The organism is Rheinheimera tangshanensis (assembly GCF_014645135.1).
In the GTDB taxonomy this organism is placed as follows: domain Bacteria; phylum Pseudomonadota; class Gammaproteobacteria; order Enterobacterales; family Alteromonadaceae; genus Pararheinheimera; species Pararheinheimera tangshanensis.
In genome coordinates, this window is the sequence record NZ_BMLH01000001.1 from 489,549 (window position 1) to 509,888 (window position 20,340).

Below are 20,340 nucleotides of genomic sequence, written 5' to 3' on the forward strand. Positions count from 1 at the left end.
TTGGGACTTATATATGAAACTGATTAAATATATCGCCGCTATTGCTGTAGTTGCTTCAACTTCTCTGGTTTCAGGTGGCAATGCTACAGCTACAAATCATACCCAAGCTGTTGCTGGCGTTTGCCCAAACTGGCCATACTGCCGTGATGTAGAGATTGCAGATCAAACCATGGATACAAATCAATATATGAAGCTTGAAGCAGTGCGCAAGGCTGTTTAACTCACCCCTCTACTTTTTGTCTGAATTGGTTATAATCCGCCTACTTATTTATGTAGGCGGACCCTTATGCAACATACGGCAGACTACCTGACCTTTGGTCAATGGCGGTATCTGCGTACCATCGGACAATTACAACCTCTATCAGCTAGCGCTGATCCGGAGGTGTTGACATTGGAACCCCGGCTGCACAAATTATTAAACTTTTTCCTGGACCATAAAGATCTGGTGGTGAGTCGCGAACAAATTTTGTCTGGGGTTTGGGGCGAAGGTTTAGGCTCGGATGAATCCTTAACCCGTGCTATAGCCGCTCTGCGCCGAGCTCTGCAAGACAGCAGAGTGGAGCCGACTTATATCGCAACTTTGTCAAAAAAAGGTTACTGCTGGCTGGCTCCCGTAACAGAAATTGATGTGCCACCTGAGATTGAATCGCCACAGAACGCGGCAAACCCGACTCCAGCGGATCTGCTGAGCACCCAAAAAGCTATAGAGAACTGGCATCACACCAAGCAAAATAAATTAAAACGTATTCGCTATATCTGGTTCAGCACTTTAATACTGTTACTATTTAGCCTGAGTTTTGCATTATTGCTCAGTAAAATGAACGAAAAGGCTACTTTACCTCGTTATTTACAGGTCACACCTTTGAGTGCGCTTGATGGCAAAGAACAAAGCCCTTTATTGTCGAATGATCACTCTTTATTACTATTCCAGCACCAATTTCCTGACGATGTCAGTTGGCGTTGGGTTGCACAGCAACTTCCTTCGATGCAATCCCAACATGATGAACAAAGTTATCAGTTGCTCTCTCAGCCTCATTGGTTGAATACAGAACACATTATTTTTCGGGCGCAACAACAGCAAAAGTGCGCCTTTTGGCGTCAAAAAGTAAAACATGGTTTTTCAGCTGCGGTGCCACTGTTTTCTTGTCATCAGTTTAGTGCGTCCGGGCAAGCTGTCACTGCGGATGGTTTGTACTGGTTGGACTTAGATCCTGCCACAGGACAAACTCAGCTTTGGTTATGGCAAGAGGATTCGTCTCAACGTTTGTTGATGCAGTTTCCCGCGCAGTGGCGTGGCGTCAGTCATCTTATTGTCAGAGATAAAAAAGCTTATGCGCTGGCGCAAACAGGTTACAGCTATTCTTCATTGCTGGAATTGGATTTAACGGATTTAGACTGGCGGGTTATTACTGAGTTTGATTTTGCTGCCAATCAACTTGCATGGTGGGGCGAACATGACTTATTGGTAAATAAGTCCGCCCAGCAACTTCAGGTGTGGTCGCTGCGAACCGGAAATAGTAGAGTATTTGGCGAAATGACCTTTAATCTGGCAGAAAGCTCAGTCTGGAAACAATCGTTATTAGCGGTTTATCCAGCTCAGGCTGTTACAGACATAGGTCAATTACAATGGCAGGAGCATAATAGTCAATTTGTTACTTTACCTTTTGCCGAGAGTAACAGATCAGAGTTTTTACTACAGGCACATCACGGTCAGTACTATTTCATCTCTGATCGCTCAGGACTGCCGCAAATCTGGCGCTCGCAAGGAGAAAACACCCAACAAATCAGTCAGTTTAAAACCCAACTCAGTATTCAGCAGTTGTTATGGTTTAATGATAAGTTGTTGTTACTGGTCGACAGGCAGTTATTTGAATTTTCAGAAACATCGTCAAAACTAATACCTTTCACGGAGAAGCTGGCTGGAAGCGAGCATTTTGTGGTCTGTGACAACACTTTGTATTGGACATCTAAGGACCAAAAAGGTTGGGCCTTAAATCGTCTTGAACAAGGCAAAAACAAAGAATTACTCAGAGACGTTGTCAATGTCGGCTGTGGACCAGGACAAAGTCTGGTGTTACAGCAACAGGATTCGCTTTATGTCAGGCAGTGGCTGCAAGGTCAAACCATCACTTTGCCTATACAAATTAATTGGCGCAACACGGATGCATCTGCTTGGGCAAGCACAGATACAGGGTTGTACTGGTTATCAGCAAACGGAACTGTGTTGAATTATTATGGCTGGGTGAATCGACAACAGCAGCAATGGCCGCTTCCTGAACATGCACAGGCTTTGGTTTCAGGACTTGATGGAACTTTGTTTGTGCAGCAATTCAGGGCTCAGGATACAGATATTGTCTGGTTGCATCCTGAGCCTGTTGAATAACTCTTATGCTTTTAGCTGGAGAAAGGCTTTTTTAGCTGCGGCTATAGTATACGCAAGGTCGTCGTCACTATGAGCTATCGACAAGAAACCTGCTTCATAAGCTGAAGGTGCCAGATAAACCCCTTGCTCCAACATCAGGTGGAAAAAGCGTTTAAAGGCTGCGATATCACACTGAGTGGCTTGCTGGTAGTTAGTGATTTGTGCTTCCTTGCTAAAAAATACACCAAACATACCGCCGACCTGGGTGGTCGCTAATGGAATACCTACTTCTTTAGCAACTGCTGCTAAACCTTCAATCAGCTGTGTGGTTTTGGCTGTTAAAACATCATACACACCAGGTTTACGGATTTCTGTCAGTGCTGCTAAACCAGCGGCCATAGCAATGGGATTACCGGATAAGGTACCTGCCTGATAGACGCCACCTAAAGGCGCTATATGCTGCATAATATCGCGACGACCACCAAAAGCGCCCACTGGCATACCGCCACCAATAATTTTGCCTAAGGTCGTCAGGTCAGGTTTGATGTTGTAATAAGCCTGAGCTCCGCCTAAAGCCACGCGGAACCCCGTCATTACTTCATCAAAAATCAGCACTGCACCGTATTGATCACACAGGGCTCGCAGACCTTCTAAAAAGCCCGGCGCTGGGGGGATGCAGTTCATATTGCCAGCCACAGGTTCGACAATAATACAGGCCAGATCGGCACCTTGTTCGGCAAAAATCTGCTTCACTTGCTCTAAGTTATTAAACTCTGCGGTCAGGGTATATTTGGCAAAATCAGCAGGGACGCCAGGAGAATTGGGCACACCCAGAGTTAAAGCGCCTGAGCCGGCTTTAACCAATAAAGAGTCGGCATGGCCGTGGTAACAGCCTTCAAATTTTAAAATACTGTTACGACCGGTAAAACCACGGGCCAAACGAATAGCGCTCATGGTCGCTTCTGTGCCTGAGCTGACCATACGGACCATTTCCATGCTGGGCACTAATTCACAGATGGTTTCAGCCATAGTGATTTCAGCAGGGCAAGGCGCACCAAAACTTAAACCTTTTTCTGCAGCTTTGACTACAGCTTCACGGATCGCTGGGTGATTATGCCCCAGCAACATTGGGCCCCAGGACCCTATATAGTCGATATACTTTTTGCCATCGACATCGTACAAATAAGCCCTGTTGGCGCTATCAATAAAAACAGGTGTACCGCCAACGCTTTTAAAAGCGCGAACTGGTGAATTCACGCCACCAGGAATGGTGTTCTGTGCTTGTTGAAATAATTGTTCTGACTTGGACATAAAAGATCCTTAAAACCAAAGCTCTAAAACAAAGCCGGGCCTAAAGCCCGACTTAAAGATAACTGTATTGTGCATTATTTATTGCTGTACCAAGGTACTTCGCGTTCGTATTTAGTCACCAACTGTTCTACACCTAAAGTTAAAGCAAACAACGCCATACGAACCAAAACGCCATTGTCAGCCTGGCGGAAAATGGCCAGATTTGGGTTCAGGTTTAAGTCGTTATCCAATTCATTGGCTTCGATACGTGAATCCCGTGGTAGCGGATGCATAATGACGGTATTGGATTTACAGTGTTTGGTGTAAATATCCTGATTTAAGCGGAATTTTCCGCGGTATTTATTGGCTTCTTCCTGTGAGGGGAAACGCTCTTCCTGAATACGGGTTTGATAAACAATATCTGCATTCAGATGACCAGCTAATTGATCAGTCACTGTCACTCTGTGGCCTGCGTTTTCAATCAGGGAAACAATATCATCCGGCATAGCCAGCTCATTGGGTGCTATCAGCGTGAACTGGATGTTTTTATACAGTGCCAGTAACTTGGATAACGAATGCACAGTACGGCCAAACTTTAAATCGCCAATCATAGCGATATGCATACCATCTATAGGTTGTTGTGAGGCGGCCAGCTCTTTTTCTATAGTAAATAAATCCAATAAAGCTTGAGTGGGATGCTCATTCGCACCGTCACCACCGTTTAACACCGGCACGCGACTGCCTTCAGCAAATTCAGCCACTGAACCTGCTTGCGGATGACGCATGGCGATTACATCGCTGTAACTGCTGATCACCCGTGCTGTATCAAACAAGGATTCGCCTTTAGATAAAGCCGAGGATTGCATACCTGTGGTTTCGCGAACTTCACCGCCTAACAGGTTGAACGCGCAACCAAAGCTGACACGAGTTCTGGTGCTGGGTTCGAAAAACAGATTGCCTAAAATAGCTCCTTCAAGCACAGTCGTGCGCTTCTGCCGTTTGGCATAAGGTTCCATGCTTCGGGCGATATCAAAAACTTGCTGAATTTTGTCGCGGTCAAACTGTTTGACGGAGAGGATGTGTTCGCCTTTAAAGCTCATACTGGGTGCTCATCTGCTAGAGGTTGCGGGGGCGCCGAAACTGGCTGAAAGTCGGGGCATATAATAGCAAATAAGGTGCTTTAAATCAGCCTAGAGTGGCTTTAAAATCGCCAGAAAAATGATGCCAAACAATAACAGCACCGGAAACTCATTAAAGAAGCGGTAAAATTTGCTGCTTTTGCTGTTTTTGCCCAGCTTAAAGTCGCTTAACAGCTTAAAGCAATACCCGTGATAGATATAAAGCAGGGTGACCAACACTAACTTGTAATGCAGCCAACTGCTTGCAGCAAACCAGGCTGAACCATACAGATGAATCAGCCAGAGGCCAAATACCAGCGTTAGCACCGCAAAAGGTGTGACAAAATAAAGTAATCGCCTCTCCATCACTTTAAACTGGGTATCGACTGCCGGGTCTTTGTTGTCAGCGTGATATACAAACAAGCGCGGCAGATAAAAAATGCCTGCAAACCAGGCCACCATAAAACTGACATGTAATGCCTTAATAATGAGTAATGTATTCATCAGATTAAATTGTTCTGTTTAGTTAAAAGAGCTCGAACCTGTTCCCAGCGGATCAGGCCCAACAATTGTTCAGGCATTTGTGGATCGTAAATGTAAACGACGCCGCCTTTTTGTTCGTCCAGTAGCGTATGTACTTCTGCCATAGTAGCCTGATGGCTTAAACCCTGCAGGGGCTGATGTACTAAGGTCGCTTGCCCTGTCATCGAAGCGTCCAAATCATAATCAATCAACAAGAAAGGCTGTTCCGGATTGTTGGTCTTTTGCAGTAGCAATTGGTGGGCAGGTTTGTTGGCCAGAATAGTTTCAATTTGACTGTCTTCAGACGCTGATAGCACCAAATACTCTTTATCCAACATCGCCAGAACCCCGACCTTTTGCAGCACGTCATCCGCAGGCGCCAGTTTATAGGGCAGTTGTTGCAGTTCTAATTGCAATACAAAAATCGATTTGTTTTTAAATAACTGCACTGTAGTGACATAAGCGCAGGTAATGACCAGCATGGCTGGTACTATGATATCCGGGTTGTAGGACAGCTCCATCACGGCCACCAAAGCGGCCAGAGGAGCGTGTAAAGTTGCAGCCATAAAACCTGCCATACCCAAAGTGGCATAAGTACCGGATAAACTGGCGTCTCCTGACACAAATACCGGTAAAAACGCCAATAAAGTACCAGCTAAAATTCCTATACCAAAGATTGGGCCCACCACCCCTCCAGGCACCGCCAGACCTACAGCTACTATGGTTAGCACAAACTTAGCCAGCAATATAGTCAGTAATAACCAGAATTCAGTCGAGGCGGTCACAGCATAAAATATGGCACCTGTTTCTGCCCCCATCGCCTGAGGAACCAGATGACCTATGGCAGCGGTAATACTGGCGGCTAACAACAGCTTCAGCGCTAAATGCCAGTTCTGGAACCACTTTAAAATGCGCCAGATACTTTGGTTAAAGACATAAGCACCAGCGCCTATGGCGATACCACAAAGCACCAGATAAGGCAGATGCCAGCCACTGATTGAGATAATTTTCAGTGCCGCCAAATCATTGCCCATACCAAAGACGCCTCGGGTTAATAAAGCTCCAACCACTGAAGCCAGCATCACGGGCACAAAGACATGAATACGATATTCCCTTAGTACCACCTCCATCACAAAAATGACCGCGGCCAAAGGCGTATTAAAGGATGCTGAAATAGCGGCCGCTATGCCACAACCAGCCAGAATACGGATGCTGTTGTATGGTAAGTGCAAATATTGACCAAGCAAGCCAGCGCCAAAAGCGCCCAAATGTACTGAAGGGCCTTCACGACCTACAGAAAAACCACTGGTCAGCGCTATGATGCCGCCAAAAAACTGATTAAAAGTATTCCAGAACGGAATGACCCCGTAGCGGGTTTTAATACGATGGATCACATAGGAAATGCCCATACGATAATGCGACAGTCCAACTAACATCGCCATGATGCTGATAAGTCCGGCTGCGATAAAAGGCAAAGTCCAACGGTAGCCTTCGGCTATGCCGGAAAAGTCGTCAGTACGTTCCAAAAAGAAACTTTGGATGCCGATAATAGTCAGACGAAACAGCAGAATGATCAGAGCAGCTAAAAAACCTGCCACTATGGCCAACAGGCATAATTGTACCGAAGTAAGAGGGAAAGCTAACCGAAGTCGTAATTTTGCTTGCCAGTCCGCTGGTAGTAACATGCTATAGTGTCTGAGTCTGAGATGGACAAAGTGTAACATATACCCACACGAATTGAAGTTCTGGCATTTCGGGTATAACTAATTGAGTAGATTGATGAATCGTATGCAGTTTTTGCTTTGGCTTAAAAGTAGCTGGAGACAGGTTTTGGTCACAGTTGGTCTGATGGGACTTGCTGCTTTGGCTGGGCAGATATTTGGTAATTATTATTATGTGCAGCAGGTAAATCTGCTGTCGTCCAAACTGGAAGAAAGTCAGAAAAAAACCAACAGCCTGACCGCGAGTCTGAATGAGCAGCTAAAACAGAATGACTATCTGACTGCTGAGTTAGCCGTAGAAAAAAGTGCAGGACAGCTGATCCAACAAGAACTGAAAGCGGAGCAGCAAAAGCTGTTTGATACCCGCAAAGACTTGGCATTTTACCAGCGTATTATTTCTCCTGAATTACAAGCGGACAGCTTGATTATCGACAGTTTCAGCATCAGTCCTGGCGCTTCGGCTAATAGCTACAGATTTAATCTGGTGCTTATTCAGCAAGATAAACAACGTAATTTTGCTAAGGGCACAGTGGATTTGAAACTGCATGGTTTTGCGGGGGATAAAAGGGATACGCTGGATCTGTTGCAATTAGCAGGTTTCAAGAAAAGTGATAAGGCCTTCAGCTTTAAGTATTTTCAGATTATTGAAGGCGAGTTTTCGCTGCCCGAAGGCTTTAAACCTGAAAAAGTAGACGTTGCGTTGAAGGTTGCAGCTGCACGCTCAGCCAAGTCAGCCAAAGTGGACAAGAACTTTTTTTGGCCTACCGAACAGCCTGCCGAAATACTTGAATAAATTAGTCAGGTATTAGATAATCCGCGCCCAGTTATACCGGAGGACACATGTCAGAGTTACAGCTTCCTATTCAGTTCACAGACGCCGCCGCCAATAAAGTATTGGCCCTGGTCACCGAAGAGGAAAACCCTGAGTTAAAACTGCGGGTTTACATCACAGGTGGCGGCTGTTCAGGCTTCCAGTACGGTTTTACTTTTGATGAAAAAGTAAATGAAGGTGATTTGGTTGTCGAAAAAAATGGCGTGGTCATGGTGGTTGATCCGATGAGCTTGCAGTATCTGGTCGGTGGAGTGGTCGATTACACTGACGGCTTGCAAGGCAGCCGTTTTGTCGTGCAAAACCCAAATGCAACAACAACCTGTGGTTGTGGGTCAAGCTTTTCCGTTTAGTACCTCTGCGATTCATCCACTGATAAAAAGGCTTCTGCAGTGCAGAGGCCTTTTTAGTTTTTGTTCCCTGATCATCTTGTTCAGCCAGCAGTCAGACCTGTTGTGGAAACATGATTGCAACAGACTTGCATCCATTGCTGTACTGTAATCAAAACTGTTCGTTCCTGTAATTGCTGCAGTTCGATTATTCGACAAAACTGGACGATAAGTGACTACTTTTTCAGCCCCGCAACTATACGCTCTGAACAAGCTATGGTTTAATGAAATGCTTTTTTTGCTTATTGGGACATTCCCTAAGCTTTTGGATTTTTTTGGCAGGAAGTTTAAGTCGTAAACATAAGGCGTTCGCACGCCGGGAGAACAACAAATGAAAGGTACTAAAAGCGTTATTTCAGACGAAAATAAAAGATTGTGTGTATGGCTGAAGCGTCAGCGTCAGGAAAAAGGCCATACGATGCGTAGTTTGTCGGAAATTTTAGGCACACCGCATTCTTTTATTGGTAAGGTTGAAAATCAGGAACGTCGTCTTGATGTTGTTGAATATGTTCGTTATTGCCAGGCTTTAGCTATCGATCCTATGGATGGATTAAAGCAAGTTCTGATTGAAGCTTAATCTGCTTTCATCTGAAAAAAACGCCGCATTACTGCGGCGTTTTTTTTATCAACATTAAACAAAGCACAATAGCAGGTAAGCCCATCAGTGCTGTCATCACAAAAAAAGCTTGATAGTCCATGACTTCAACCCAGCCCCCGGAAAATCCACCAAGGAATTTAGGTAATAACAACATCAGGGAACTAAAGAGTGCGTATTGAGTAGCAGTAAAAGCCAAATTCACTAATGACGACAGATAAGCAATAAAAGCGCTGGTTGCTATACCTGCACTTAAATTATCAGCAGAGATCACTGCGACTAGCAATGGAATGTTGTGACCCTGGGTACTCAGGTAACAATAAAGAAAATTGGTACATGCACTAAGTAAGGCGCCCAGCAACAATATTCGCAAGGTACCAAAGCTGTTAATCAGTAAACCACCTAAAGCTGCACCAAGCAAAGTCATCACTACACCGAATATTTTAGAGACACTCGCAACTTCTTCTTTACTGAATCCCATATCTACATAAAACACATTGGCCATCACGCCCATCACTACATCAGAGACGCGATAACAAGCGATTAAACTCAAGATCAGCAAGGCATTCAGACCATGGCGGGCAAAAAAATCGACAAAAGGGCCTATCACAGCCACCTTAAGCCAGTTCAGCAGTTTTTGGCCGATAGAGCTTTCGGCTGTACTGACTCTGATCTGAGATTCAACAGCAGGTTCGGGTGAGAGTAGGGTAGTCAGCAAGCCTAAAGTCATACAAGCGGCCATCACCAGATAAGTGGACTGCCATGCCTGAAGATCGTAATCCGTATTCTCGCTGCTGAATATAGCCGCTATCCATAAGGTGCCAGCTGATGAGAAAATCATCGCTAGTCGATAACCAGCCAGATAGGCGGCAGCAAGCACAGCCTGCAAACGCTCTGGCGCTGCTTCAATACGGTAGGCATCTATAGTGATATCCTGAGTGGCTGACGCTATAGCGAGCAACACAGCGCACAAAGCCATCCATTTCAGTTCTGTCTGCGGGTCCATACTGGCCATTAAAACCACGGCCAGTATAATCAGGCATTGCGATAACATCAGCCAGCTGCGTCGTCGGCCAAGCCAGTGTTTCAGACCTGGCAGACTTAAATGGTCAATCAGGGGGGACCAGATAAATTTAATGGCATAAACCATAACCACCCAGCTGAAATAGCCTATTTGTTCACGCGAGACACCAGCTTCTCTGAGCCAGAATGATAAAACTCCAAACACCAGCATTAACGGCAAACCACCGGAAAAACCTAGAATAAAAATGGTTAACACTCTGCGCTGAAAGTAAATTTTTAAGGAGGAGAAAAAAGCAGCAATAGCAGACAAGACAGCAGCCCGTGAAAAAAACATGAAACCAGCTTACAGCTTCAATAAATTAGATCAAGGCCTTACACCCACACAATAACAAGGCAGCTGGCCGTAACCATGCAAAAAACTCAGGCAATAACGCAATTCCCGGCGTATTTGAGTATTTTGTTTGAGTTCAGGTTCTGACCAGTATTCAATCTGGTACAACAGATGCCAGAACACTTGTTCGCGCAAGGTTTCAGGACGCCAGCTTCCGATCCGTAGCTGCGACCACTCTTCTAATGTATCCCAGACGAATAAATGCAGTTCCCTGTGAGGTAAATGGCCACGCAGGAAGCGAGAAAGGTAAAAAATCAACTGTCGTGATTTTTGTTCAATAAAGGGCTCTAACATAGGTCTGATCCCTGTCAGAGCTGGCACCGCGCCAGCTCTGTGCGCTCAGAGCAAGTATAGTCAGACTTTATTGTTCTGGCTGTAAAATCACTTGTTTTAAAATGATGGGTTGCTTGGGCACATTTTGCCAGCCAGTTTTTTCGTCGGTATGAGTTTCCAGCAGTTTTATTTTTTCCAGAACTTCAAAGCCATCCTGAATTTGGCCAAAGACTGTGTACCCCCAGTTTTTGCCAGGATCCAGACTTGGGTTGTCGTTCAGATTAAAAAAGAACTGGCTGGTTGCGCTGTGAGGATCGTTGTTTCTGGCCATAGCTATACTGCCAAACTGATTTTTGGCGCCATTGCCTGATTCATTAAACACAGCGGGAAACTCAGCTACCGGGGCCATATCGGGCTTATAGCCGCCCCCTTGTACTACAAACTCAGGTTCCAGCCGGTGAAATACTGTGTTGTCATAAGCTTTGATATTGACGTAACTTAGAAAATTATTCACCGCTAAAGGCGCTTTAGTTCTGTCCAGTTCGACCAGGATGTCACCTACTGAGGTCACCAGTTTTACTTTGGGAAACAGGTTGTTTTGCTGGACATATTTGCCTGTTGGCTTTTTCATATCAACAGCAGCCAATGCTGAGACAGAAAACAGGGCAACTAAAGCTAATGTAATGAAACGCATAACTTATCCCTTTACGTAAGAGTGCCAGCTACTGTCATTCAGCAACTCAGCCAATACTTGCTCGGTTAATACCCTCAATTTCACTTCAGCCGCAGCGTTATCTAATTTAAATGGACCAGAGAAGCTGCTTTTTCCTGCATAGACTTTATCAAAAGTACCATGCTGATTTTCGATGGCGATACGTAATTCGACATCATTTTTCACTACGTGCTCTACGGTACGTTGATCGGCATCGGCAGATAATTTCAGGATTTGCACCGTCATGGTCGTGACGCTACTGGACGTTAACTTTGCACCTTGAGCCGTCATCGCATCTGTTAAAGTAGATTCCAGTTGCTGTGCCAAGTTATTGCTGGTGGGCAGGCTGCTGACTGAGGTACCTTTGCGCAAAAATAAGGTTTGGTCAGAGGGACGTTGATCCACTACGGTCAATACAAACTCTGCACCTGCTAAGGTTTTGCTTTGGTTCCAGAACACTTGTGGTGTCACTAAAAAGGATGATGAGGTACTGCTGCAGGCGGCAAGAACCAGACTAAAAGCCACCAGAGCCGGACGTATAAAAAGGCGCATATTTATTTCCTTTTGGTTGATTCGAGGATCACAAATTTATTGTTGCTGGCAATATGACGGCAGCCACCCAGCAGAACTGTCATTTTTTCGTAATAAGGTAAATGCCTATTGGCGACAATACGTAACTTCCCGCCTGCTTTTAAACAACGTTTCGCATCATTAAACATCTGCCACGCAATATGTTCTGTCACTGCCTGCTGTTGATGGAAAGGCGGATTACAAATCACATAATCCAGACTCTGATCCGCCTGACTGGCCAGACAATCATCTGTTCTGAACTCGGCTTGAGTCATAAGTTCAGGGATGTTCAGCTCTACCGACGCTCGTGCTGAAGCGACCGCCATATAAGAGTCGTCGGTAAAAATTACTTTAGCTGCAGGTTGTTGTTTCAGTAATGCAAGCCCAAGTACCCCATTACCACAACCTAAATCAGCCACTACCGCACCTTCTTCCACTACTGGTAAGTGTTCTAACAGAAAACGTGCGCCTATATCCAGTTGCTCTTTGGCAAATACATTGGCGTGATTCACCAAGGTGAACTGCTGTTCTGGTAACGGCCATTGAATAGGGTAAGTAAAGGCGCGAGCTTCACCGCGCGGTGTACAATGAATAGTCCGACATTTTTTCTGAGCCAGCGATGCCTGAGTAGGGCCTAACTCTTGTTCAAAAATAGCCAGTAAGTTTTTATGAATATCTTTGGCTTTAGCAGCGGCGATAATCATAGTGTCAGGCCGAACCACCTGACTTAACTGCTGTAGCATATAACGCAGATAACCATGATTATTTGGGACTTTTAACAGCACAAGATCCAAATTGGCAGGTAAAGCCGTAACACTGTCCAGAAAGCTGACGCTATCTGCAGACAATCCATTTTGTTGTCTGTTGTACACAGTGGCTTGTTGGCTTAATACCGAGTCGTTTTGCTGGCTATGTGGGTAGTTACCCAAAGCACAAGACAAGGCGCCAAATAAGTCGTGCATTACCACTACTTTTAAATCTGGGCGTTGAGCTAGTAAAGGCAAAGCCTGTTGTAACAGTAACTCGTCGGCCGCATCCCAAGCTTGTAAGCTGCGATTGCTTTGTCCTAGTGGTAATCTGTCCAGCTGCAGTTGCTTGTCAGCGATGGTAAAAATAGTATTCATGCCATTCAACTAAAAGAAGAGAAGGTTGTATTTTGACACGAGCACACCAGAGCGACAACCATGGATCGCTGCAACACTTTGTATTACCTGATACAGAACTGTTGTTTTGGCCAGGCTGGCTGTCACCAGAGCAGGCAGAACGTTGTTATCAGCAATTATCACAGCAATTAAACTGGCAGCAACCCGCGATAAAAATTTTTGGCAAAGCAGTGAAGATCCCGCGTCAACAGGTGTGGATGGGAGACCCACACTGTAGTTACAAATATTCAGGTGTATTATTTGAACCCGAACCCTGGCATCCGCTGGTCAAACAATTAACAGAGAGCGTGAATAAGCTGTGTCAAAGCCGTTTTAATTCTGTGCTGCTGAATTGGTATGCTGATGGTGGGCAGCATATGGGGTGGCATAGTGACGATGAATCTGAACTCGGTGAGAGCCCAAAAATAGCATCATTAAGTTTAGGTCAACCACGTTTTTTTGATTTAAAACACAAACACTTAGGTACGCAGCTTAAATTAGAGTTGGGACATGGTTCTTTACTATTAATGGCTGGCCAATGCCAGGCATTTTGGCAACACCGAGTGCCCAAAATGGCCTCTGCTACACGAGGACGTATAAACCTTACTTTCCGTGAAATCAAGCAAAAAACAACTTAATTATATTTTCTCTATGGCAGCAATCGCTTAGCTGGTTTTCCTTCACTTTTGCTAAAAAGCGGGCTGACAAGGCGCATTGCCTTAACTAGAGTAGAAGAGAGGGAGCAACAAAAGGGTTTCGCTATGTTGGTTCATACCGCAATAGAACAGAAGTTATTGAGCGCATTTGATCCTGTGTTCCTTGACGTGGTCAATGAAAGCCATATGCACAGTGTGGCACCGGGTTCGCAATCACATTTTAAAGTGGTCATTGTGACTAACGCCTTTGATGGCATGAGATTGTTAAATCGCCACAGAGCAGTCAATGCAATACTGGCCGAGGAGTTAGCCGAAAAGATCCACGCTTTAGCTCTACATACTTACACACCTGGTGAGTGGTACGAGTATTACGCTGAGAAACCTCCAGCCTCGCCTAAATGTTTTGGCGGCAGTAAGAGAGAGAAAACTGCATTACCTGAGTCCTGAACTCAGCTGAATTAAAAATATACCAAGCGCCGTAAGGCGCTTTTATTTTTGACACTATCCTCTTTCAATATCACTAAGTGCTTGTTTTTGAATCAGCATTACTGATATTTTTGCTGATCAGACCTGTTTTTTAAGCTAACGGCTTAAACTAGCTGACAATTTTCAACCAACAATAGGTTTTGTTATGGTTATCCAACCTAAAATTCGTGGTTTTATCTGCACTAACGCACATCCGGTCGGTTGTGCTGCTCATGTGCAAGAACAAATTGATTATGTCAAAGCCAAAGGCCCTGTAGCCGCTGGTCCAAAAAATGTGTTAGTCATCGGCGCTTCAACAGGTTACGGCCTGGCTTCCCGTATTACTTCTGCTTTTGCTTCTGGCGCAAAAACCTTAGGTATCTTTTTTGAAAAAGAGCCAACAGAGGGTAAAACAGCTTCGGCTGGTTGGTACAACACGGTCGCGTTCGAGCAAGCTGCTGCCGCTGAAGGTTTATGGAATAAACATCTGAACGGTGACGCTTTTACTGATGAGTTAAAAGCTCAGGCTATTGATTTAATTCGTCGTGAGATGGGCAAAATTGATTTAGTCGTTTACAGCCTGGCGGCGCCACGTCGTAAAGATCCGGTGACTGGCGAAGTGTACAGCTCAGTGTTAAAACCAATAGCCCAGGCTTACACGGCAAAAACTCTGAATACCAGCAAACGCGAAATTGAAAGTGTTTCTGTTGAACCTGCATCCGATGAAGAAATCTTCAACACGGTAAAAGTCATGGGTGGGGAAGACTGGGAACGTTGGCTTGATCAGTTGCATGCTGCCGGTGTATTGGCTGAAGGTTGCCAGACTGTCGCTTACACTTATATTGGTAAAGAGCTGACCTGGCCAATTTATGGCAAAGCAACTATCGGCAAAGCCAAAGAAGATTTAGATCGTGCTGCTGCAGCCATCACGCAAAAACTGGATGCAGTCAAAGGCCAGGCTTATGTAGCGTCATTGAAAGCTCTGGTGACGCAAGCCAGTTCAGCTATTCCTATCATGCCGCTCTATATCTCTTTGTTATACCGTGTGATGAAAGAGGAAGGCAGCCACGAAGGTTGTATCGAACAGATTTATGGTTTATTTCAGCAAGCGCTTTATAACAATAGTCGGACTTTAGATGAGGCCGGTCGTTTGCGTATGGATGGCAAAGAATTATCTGATCATATTCAGTCTGCCGTAAAAGAGCTCTGGGGTCAGGTGACCACAGAAAACATTGATGAGCTGACCGACTATAAGGGTTATCACCATGAATTCCTGCGCTTGTTCGGTTTTGGTTACAGTCATGTCGATTACGACGCCGATGTGCCGGCTTTATTGCCGCTGAAAAATTTGGTGCAGTAACGTTGAAAAGTCGCTTAATGCGACTTTTTCATTTAATCGCCCCTGGTTTTATTCAGATCCAGCAGAATTTACTCGCTCACAAGCCCAACTCAAAGGCAAAGTTAAAAATCTTGTCTACACTGAGCTTCAGTCGGCTGAAATGCCGGATAATTTTGTTGATTAACATAGATAGCACTTATGTTTAGTGCTAGAATCCGCAACTTTGGTATGTGTATCCGCCACCTGCAACAGAGGTTAGGCTGTTGAGGTACCGGATGCTACGCGCGGCGAGCAGCCGATAAACCAGGCCCTGTTTCTTCCCGTTAAAAAGTGCAAGTACGTATGATAAAAATCAAAAAAGGATTGGACATTCCCCTCGCGGGCAGTCCCAAACAAGACATACATGATGGTCCGTCCATCAAACACGTTGCTGTACTTGGCGAAGAGTACGTCGGTATGCGTCCTACAATGCTGGTAGAGGTTGGGGACCGTGTGAAAAAGGGTCAGGCTCTTTTTGAAGACAAAAAGAACCCTGGCGTATTTTTCACGGCGTCTGTTGCCGGTACAGTGAAAGAAATCAACCGCGGTGCTAAGCGTGTGTTGCAGTCTGTTGTAATTGAAGCTGAAGGTGATGAGTCTGTCACTTTTGATTCATTCTCAGCTGCAGAACTTGCTTCATTAACTGCTGAACAAGTGAAAAAGAACTTAACAAGTTCGGGTTTGTGGACTGCGTTACGCACCAGACCATTCAGCACTTCGCCAGCCGTTGATAGCACACCAAGAGCTATTTTCGTTACGGCTATGGATACCAATCCGCTGGCTGCTGATCCGACGGTAGTGATAGCGCAGCGTAGCGCAGATTTCAGCAATGGTTTAACAGTGTTATCCCGTTTGTCTGACAAAGTCTATCTGTGTAAAAAAGCGGGCGCCTCAATTCCTTCAGTTCCTGCAGTGCAGGTTGAAGAGTTTGACGGTCCACACCCGGCTGGTTTACCAGGCACTCATATCCATTTCCTCGACCCTGTCAGCATCAATAAAGTGGTGTGGCATATCAACTATCAGGACGTGATTGCGATCGGCGCACTCTTCACTTCAGGTCAACTGAATGCAGAACGCGTGATCTCTTTAGCCGGTCCTGTAGTGAAAAATCCACGTTTAGTGAAGACAGTCTTGGGCGCCTCTATTGCTGAACTGACCGCAGGTGAGCTGCAAGATGGTCAGAACCGTATCATTTCTGGTTCTGTATTATCAGGCGCTGCTGCAGGTGGTGTGCATGGCTATCTGGGACGTTTCCACAACCAGATTTCTGTGCTGGCAGAAGGGTATGACAAAGAGTTTTTAGGCTGGGCTATGCCTGGTTCAGATAAATTCTCTGTGACCCGTGCTTACTTATCTCATTTAAATCCTAAACGCCTGTTCAATATGACCACCAGCACCAATGGTTCGTCACGTGCCATGGTACCTATTGGTAACTATGAACGTGTGATGCCGCTGGACATTCTGCCAACTCTGTTATTACGTGACCTGTTGGTTGGTGATACAGATGGCGCGGTCTCTTTAGGTTGTTTAGAGCTGGATGAAGAAGACTTGGCATTATCCACCTTTGTATGCCCTGGTAAATATGACTATGGCGTAGCACTGCGTGATTGCCTGGCGACTATCCAGAAGGAAGGCTAAAAATGGGTTTAAAGCATTTTTTAGAAAGTATTGAGCCGCAGTTCGAAAAAGGCGGTAAATACGAAAAGTGGTATGCTTTATATGAAGCTGCTGCAACAATTTTCTATACCCCAGGTCTGGTGACTAAAGCGGGTACTCATGTGCGTGACAGTATCGATCTGAAACGTATCATGATTTTTGTCTGGTTAATGTTATTCCCTGCGTTGTTTTTTGGTATGTTCAATATCGGTCATCAGGCAGTTATCGCGCTGCAGGCTGGTTTTGGTATGCCTGACACCTGGCAGGTGGGCTTGTTCCAGTTACTGGGCGGTGAATTAACTGCTGAATCGGGCTGGGGCAGCAAAATGTGGTACGGTGCCGTTTGGTTCCTGCCTATTTATGCCACAGTCTTTGTTGTCGGTGGTTTCTGGGAAGTGTTGTTTGCTTCGGTGCGCAAGCATGAAATCAACGAGGGCTTCTTTGTAACCTCTATTCTGTTCGCCTTAATTCTTCCTGCTTCTATCCCTCTGTGGCAAGCCGCTTTAGGTATTACCTTTGGTGTGGTTGTAGCGAAAGAAGTCTTTGGTGGTACAGGCCGTAACTTCTTAAACCCAGCGTTAGCTGGCCGTGCTTTCCTGTTCTTTGCTTACCCTGCACAGATTTCAGGCGACAAAGTATGGACAGTGGCTGATGGTTACTCAGGGGCAACCTGGTTATCTAATGCCGCCAATGGTTTAGCTGCCAATGGCGAAAAAGCAGTAGATTGGTCTATCAACCAGCAATGGTGGGATGCGTTTTATGGTTTTATCCCAGGTTCAGTCGGTGAAACCTCGTTCTTAGCTCTGATGATTGGTGGTTTAGCCTTAATTTATTTCCGTATCGCTTCATGGCGTATCGTGCTTGGTGTTTTGGTAGGTACAGCAGTGTTTGCCACTATGTTCAACATGATAGGTTCTGACACAAATGCTATGTTTGCTATGCCTTGGTACTGGCACATTGTGTTAGGTGGCTTTGCTATCGGTATGTTCTTTATGGCTACAGACCCGGTATCCGCCTCTTTCACAAATCAAGGTAAATGGGCATACGGTATCCTGATTGGTTTTATGGTGGTGATGATCCGTGTGGTTAACCCTGCTTACCCTGAAGGTATGATGTTAGCTATTTTGTTCGCTAACTTATTTGCACCATTGTTTGACTATATGGTGGCTCAGGCGAACATCAATCGGAGGCTTGCCCGTAATGTTTAGTAATAACGATAGTATCGGCAAAACCTTTTTTGTGGTTATTGCTTTATGTTTGGTTTGCGCCGTGTTCGTGGCTACTTCAGCTGTTCAACTGCGACCAAAACAAACTGAAAACAAACTGTTAGATGCCCAGAAAAACATCCTGGTTGCGACTGGCTTGTTATCAGGTGACAACGTCAAAGAGCTGTTTACTAAACATATTCAGGAACGTCTGGTTGATATGAATACCGGCGAATTTGTGGATATGGACCCGGCTAAATACGATTACCGTAAAGCGATGAAAGCACCTGAAACCAGTATTAGACTGGAAGGTGCTGACGATAAGGCTTCAATTAAATCTCGCGCTAACGTTGCGCCGGTTTATTTTGCGTATAACGACGGTATCGAGTCTGGCAAGTTGTCCGCTATTGTTCTGCCAATTCATGGTTATGGCTTATGGTCCACCATGCATGCGTTTTTAGCTTTGGACAAAGATGGCAATACCATCAAAGGTCTGAACTACTACGAGCATGCAGAGACTCCTGGTCTGGGTGGCGAAATCCAGAATCCAAAATGGGTTGCTCAGTTTGTCGGTAAGAAGTTATTTGATGAAGCCGGTAACCCTGCTATCAAAATTCTGAAACCGGGTAATGCTGTTGCGACTTCAGAGCATGATGTAGATGGTTTATCTGGCGCTACCTTAACCAGTAATGGCGTACAACATACGTTTGAGTTCTGGACTGGTGCCAAAGGCTTTGCGCCTTTCCTGACTAAGGTTCGTGATGGAGCATTAAACAATGGCTAGTGCAAAAGAAATTAAAAGCCTTGTCTTCGGACCGGTCTTTGCAAATAACCCTATCGCATTACAAGTATTAGGTATTTGTTCTGCGTTGGCTGTAACCACTAAGCTGGATAAAGCTTTGGTTATGGGTATAGCCCTGACTTTGGTTACTGCGTTTTCGAGCATGTTTATCTCGATGATCCGTAACCATATTCCATCAAGCGTACGTATCATAGTTCAGATGACCATCATTGCGTCCCTGGTAATTGTGGTGGATCAGGTGTTGAAAGCTTTTGCTTACAACGTAGCCAAAGAGCTGTCGGTATTTGTTGGTTTGATTATCACCAACTGTATCGTTATGGGTCGTGCTGAAGCTTATGCGATGAAAAGCCCACCATTAATGAGCTTTTTAGACGGTATAGGTAATGGTTTGGGCTACACAGTGTTGCTGCTGATCGTTGCATTTATCCGTGAGTTGTTTGGTTCAGGTACTGTGTTTGGTGTAGAAATTCTGCCTCTGATCAGTGCCGGTGGTTGGTATCAGCCTATGGGCCTGTTACTTATGCCTCCAAGCGCTTTCTTTATCATCGGCTTGTTCATCTGGGTTCTGCGGACTTTCCGCCCAGAACAAGTTGAGAAGTAAGGGGACAGAAGATGGAACATTATTTAAGTTTATTTGTTCGTGCGGTATTTATTGATAACCTGGCTTTATCGTTTTTCCTTGGGATGTGTACTTTTATCGCCATCTCTAAACAAGTAAAAACAGCCTTCAGTTTAGGTATTGCCGTCACAGTAGTATTGGGTTTATCAGTACCGCTGAACAACATTGTATTTAAGCAATTTTTGGCACCAGGTGCTTTAGACTGGGCTGGTTTTCCAGATACAGATTTAAGCTTCCTTGGCTTTATCGCTTACATCGGCGTAATCGCAGGTTTAGTGCAGGTTCTGGAAATGTTCCTGGATAAGTACGTGCCTTCGTTATACAACGCTTTAGGTATTTTCCTGCCGTTAATCACAGTGAACTGCGCCATTTTTGGTGGTGTAGCATTCATGGTTGAACGTGATTACAACTTAGCGGAAAGTGCGGTATTTGGTTTAGGCGGCGGTTTAGGTTGGACTCTGGCCATCACATTAATGGCAGCTGTGAGCGAAAAACTGAAGTATGCGGATATCCCTGCGGGTCTGCGTGGTTTAGGTTCTCGTTTTATCATGGTTGGTTTAATGGGGTTAGGCTTTATGTCTTTCTCTGGCGTGTCATTGTAAAAATTGCTGTAAAAGGAAAA

Annotated in this window: 22 protein-coding genes; 13 read left to right on the forward strand and 9 right to left on the reverse strand. The window is 45.1% G+C overall.

Annotated elements, in window-relative coordinates; translation table 11 throughout:
* Positions 1-13 precede the first annotated feature (13 nt).
* Both IEW88_RS02245 and IEW88_RS02250 read left to right on the forward strand, forming a co-directional pair.
* Positions 14-220, forward strand: coding sequence for a hypothetical protein (locus IEW88_RS02245; RefSeq protein ID WP_147902907.1), 207 nt, complete (start codon positions 14-16; stop codon positions 218-220).
* A 66-nt stretch (positions 221-286) separates the two neighbouring features.
* Positions 287-2,383 (forward strand): winged helix-turn-helix domain-containing protein, encoded by a 2,097-nt coding sequence (locus tag IEW88_RS02250; RefSeq protein WP_147902906.1) that lies wholly within the window; start codon positions 287-289, stop codon positions 2,381-2,383.
* Between the two features lie 3 nt (positions 2,384-2,386).
* On the opposite strand, the gene hemL is transcribed toward IEW88_RS02250, so the two are convergent.
* The 4 genes from hemL to IEW88_RS02270 all read right to left on the reverse strand — a co-directional run bounded on the left by hemL (position 2,387) and on the right by IEW88_RS02270 (position 6,977).
* On the reverse strand, positions 2,387-3,673 hold the full coding sequence (gene hemL, locus IEW88_RS02255) for a glutamate-1-semialdehyde 2,1-aminomutase (RefSeq protein WP_147902905.1): 1,287 nt from the start codon (positions 3,671-3,673) through the stop codon (positions 2,387-2,389).
* A gap of 74 nt (positions 3,674-3,747) precedes the next feature.
* Positions 3,748-4,752, reverse strand: coding sequence for an aspartate carbamoyltransferase (locus IEW88_RS02260; protein ID WP_053425639.1), 1,005 nt, complete (start codon positions 4,750-4,752; stop codon positions 3,748-3,750).
* 90 nt (positions 4,753-4,842) lie between these two features.
* Positions 4,843-5,274, reverse strand: a complete 432-nt coding sequence (locus IEW88_RS02265) for a CopD family protein (RefSeq protein WP_147902904.1) — start codon at positions 5,272-5,274, stop codon at positions 4,843-4,845.
* Entirely contained in the window at positions 5,274-6,977 is a 1,704-nt protein-coding gene (locus IEW88_RS02270; protein WP_147902903.1) for a chloride channel protein, read from the reverse strand. Before IEW88_RS02270 ends, IEW88_RS02265 begins: the two co-directional genes overlap by 1 nt.
* Before the next feature lie 145 nt (positions 6,978-7,122).
* On the opposite strand from IEW88_RS02270, the gene IEW88_RS02275 reads away from it, so the two are divergent.
* The 3 genes from IEW88_RS02275 (at position 7,123) to IEW88_RS02285 (ending at position 8,808) form a co-directional block, all read left to right on the forward strand.
* A complete protein-coding gene (locus IEW88_RS02275; protein WP_147902902.1) occupies positions 7,123-7,806 on the forward strand; it encodes a DUF6776 family protein in 684 nt (227 codons plus the stop codon).
* Positions 7,807-7,853: 47 nt separating this feature from the next.
* Positions 7,854-8,195 carry an iron-sulfur cluster insertion protein ErpA gene (gene erpA, locus IEW88_RS02280; RefSeq protein ID WP_046518331.1) on the forward strand — a complete coding sequence of 114 codons (342 nt, stop codon included), beginning with the start codon at positions 7,854-7,856 and terminating at the stop codon, positions 8,193-8,195.
* Between the two features lie 367 nt (positions 8,196-8,562).
* Positions 8,563-8,808 (forward strand): helix-turn-helix domain-containing protein, encoded by a 246-nt coding sequence (locus tag IEW88_RS02285; RefSeq protein ID WP_008897260.1) that lies wholly within the window; start codon positions 8,563-8,565, stop codon positions 8,806-8,808.
* Between the two features lie 28 nt (positions 8,809-8,836).
* On the opposite strand, the gene IEW88_RS02290 is transcribed toward IEW88_RS02285, so the two are convergent.
* The 5 genes from IEW88_RS02290 to IEW88_RS02310 form a co-directional block, all read right to left on the reverse strand.
* Positions 8,837-10,183 (reverse strand): AmpG family muropeptide MFS transporter, encoded by a 1,347-nt coding sequence (locus IEW88_RS02290; protein WP_185148511.1) that lies wholly within the window; start codon positions 10,181-10,183, stop codon positions 8,837-8,839.
* A 30-nt stretch (positions 10,184-10,213) separates the two neighbouring features.
* On the reverse strand, positions 10,214-10,534 hold the full coding sequence (locus tag IEW88_RS02295) for a hypothetical protein (RefSeq protein ID WP_147902901.1): 321 nt from the start codon (positions 10,532-10,534) through the stop codon (positions 10,214-10,216).
* Positions 10,535-10,601: 67 nt separating this feature from the next.
* On the reverse strand, positions 10,602-11,207 hold the full coding sequence (locus IEW88_RS02300; RefSeq protein WP_053425644.1) for a peptidylprolyl isomerase: 606 nt from the start codon (positions 11,205-11,207) through the stop codon (positions 10,602-10,604).
* Positions 11,208-11,210: 3 nt separating this feature from the next.
* Positions 11,211-11,777, reverse strand: coding sequence for a YajG family lipoprotein (locus IEW88_RS02305; protein WP_229670242.1), 567 nt, complete (start codon positions 11,775-11,777; stop codon positions 11,211-11,213).
* Between the two features lie 2 nt (positions 11,778-11,779).
* Entirely contained in the window at positions 11,780-12,919 is a 1,140-nt protein-coding gene (locus tag IEW88_RS02310) for a methyltransferase (protein ID WP_147902900.1), read from the reverse strand.
* A gap of 32 nt (positions 12,920-12,951) precedes the next feature.
* Here IEW88_RS02310 and IEW88_RS02315 point away from each other — a divergent pair, with 32 nt between their 5' ends.
* The 8 genes from IEW88_RS02315 to nqrE all read left to right on the forward strand — a co-directional run bounded on the left by IEW88_RS02315 (position 12,952) and on the right by nqrE (position 20,320).
* Positions 12,952-13,575, forward strand: coding sequence for an alpha-ketoglutarate-dependent dioxygenase AlkB family protein (locus IEW88_RS02315; RefSeq protein ID WP_147902899.1), 624 nt, complete (start codon positions 12,952-12,954; stop codon positions 13,573-13,575).
* 123 nt (positions 13,576-13,698) lie between these two features.
* Positions 13,699-14,040, forward strand: coding sequence for a BolA family protein (locus IEW88_RS02320; RefSeq protein ID WP_053425694.1), 342 nt, complete (start codon positions 13,699-13,701; stop codon positions 14,038-14,040).
* A 184-nt stretch (positions 14,041-14,224) separates the two neighbouring features.
* Positions 14,225-15,418 carry an enoyl-ACP reductase FabV gene (gene fabV, locus IEW88_RS02325; RefSeq protein WP_147902898.1) on the forward strand — a complete coding sequence of 398 codons (1,194 nt, stop codon included), beginning with the start codon at positions 14,225-14,227 and terminating at the stop codon, positions 15,416-15,418.
* A gap of 321 nt (positions 15,419-15,739) precedes the next feature.
* Positions 15,740-17,074, forward strand: a complete 1,335-nt coding sequence (locus tag IEW88_RS02330; protein ID WP_053425648.1) for a Na(+)-translocating NADH-quinone reductase subunit A — start codon at positions 15,740-15,742, stop codon at positions 17,072-17,074.
* Positions 17,075-17,076: 2 nt separating this feature from the next.
* A complete protein-coding gene (locus IEW88_RS02335) occupies positions 17,077-18,300 on the forward strand; it encodes an NADH:ubiquinone reductase (Na(+)-transporting) subunit B (RefSeq protein ID WP_147902897.1) in 1,224 nt (407 codons plus the stop codon).
* On the forward strand, positions 18,293-19,081 hold the full coding sequence (locus IEW88_RS02340) for a Na(+)-translocating NADH-quinone reductase subunit C (protein ID WP_053425650.1): 789 nt from the start codon (positions 18,293-18,295) through the stop codon (positions 19,079-19,081). The genes IEW88_RS02335 and IEW88_RS02340 overlap by 8 nt, the downstream gene beginning before the upstream one ends.
* Positions 19,074-19,700 (forward strand): NADH:ubiquinone reductase (Na(+)-transporting) subunit D, encoded by a 627-nt coding sequence (locus tag IEW88_RS02345; protein WP_053425651.1) that lies wholly within the window; start codon positions 19,074-19,076, stop codon positions 19,698-19,700. Before IEW88_RS02340 ends, IEW88_RS02345 begins: the two co-directional genes overlap by 8 nt.
* Positions 19,701-19,711: 11 nt before the next feature.
* Positions 19,712-20,320 (forward strand): NADH:ubiquinone reductase (Na(+)-transporting) subunit E, encoded by a 609-nt coding sequence (gene nqrE, locus IEW88_RS02350; RefSeq protein ID WP_053425652.1) that lies wholly within the window; start codon positions 19,712-19,714, stop codon positions 20,318-20,320.
* Positions 20,321-20,340 lie beyond the last annotated feature (20 nt).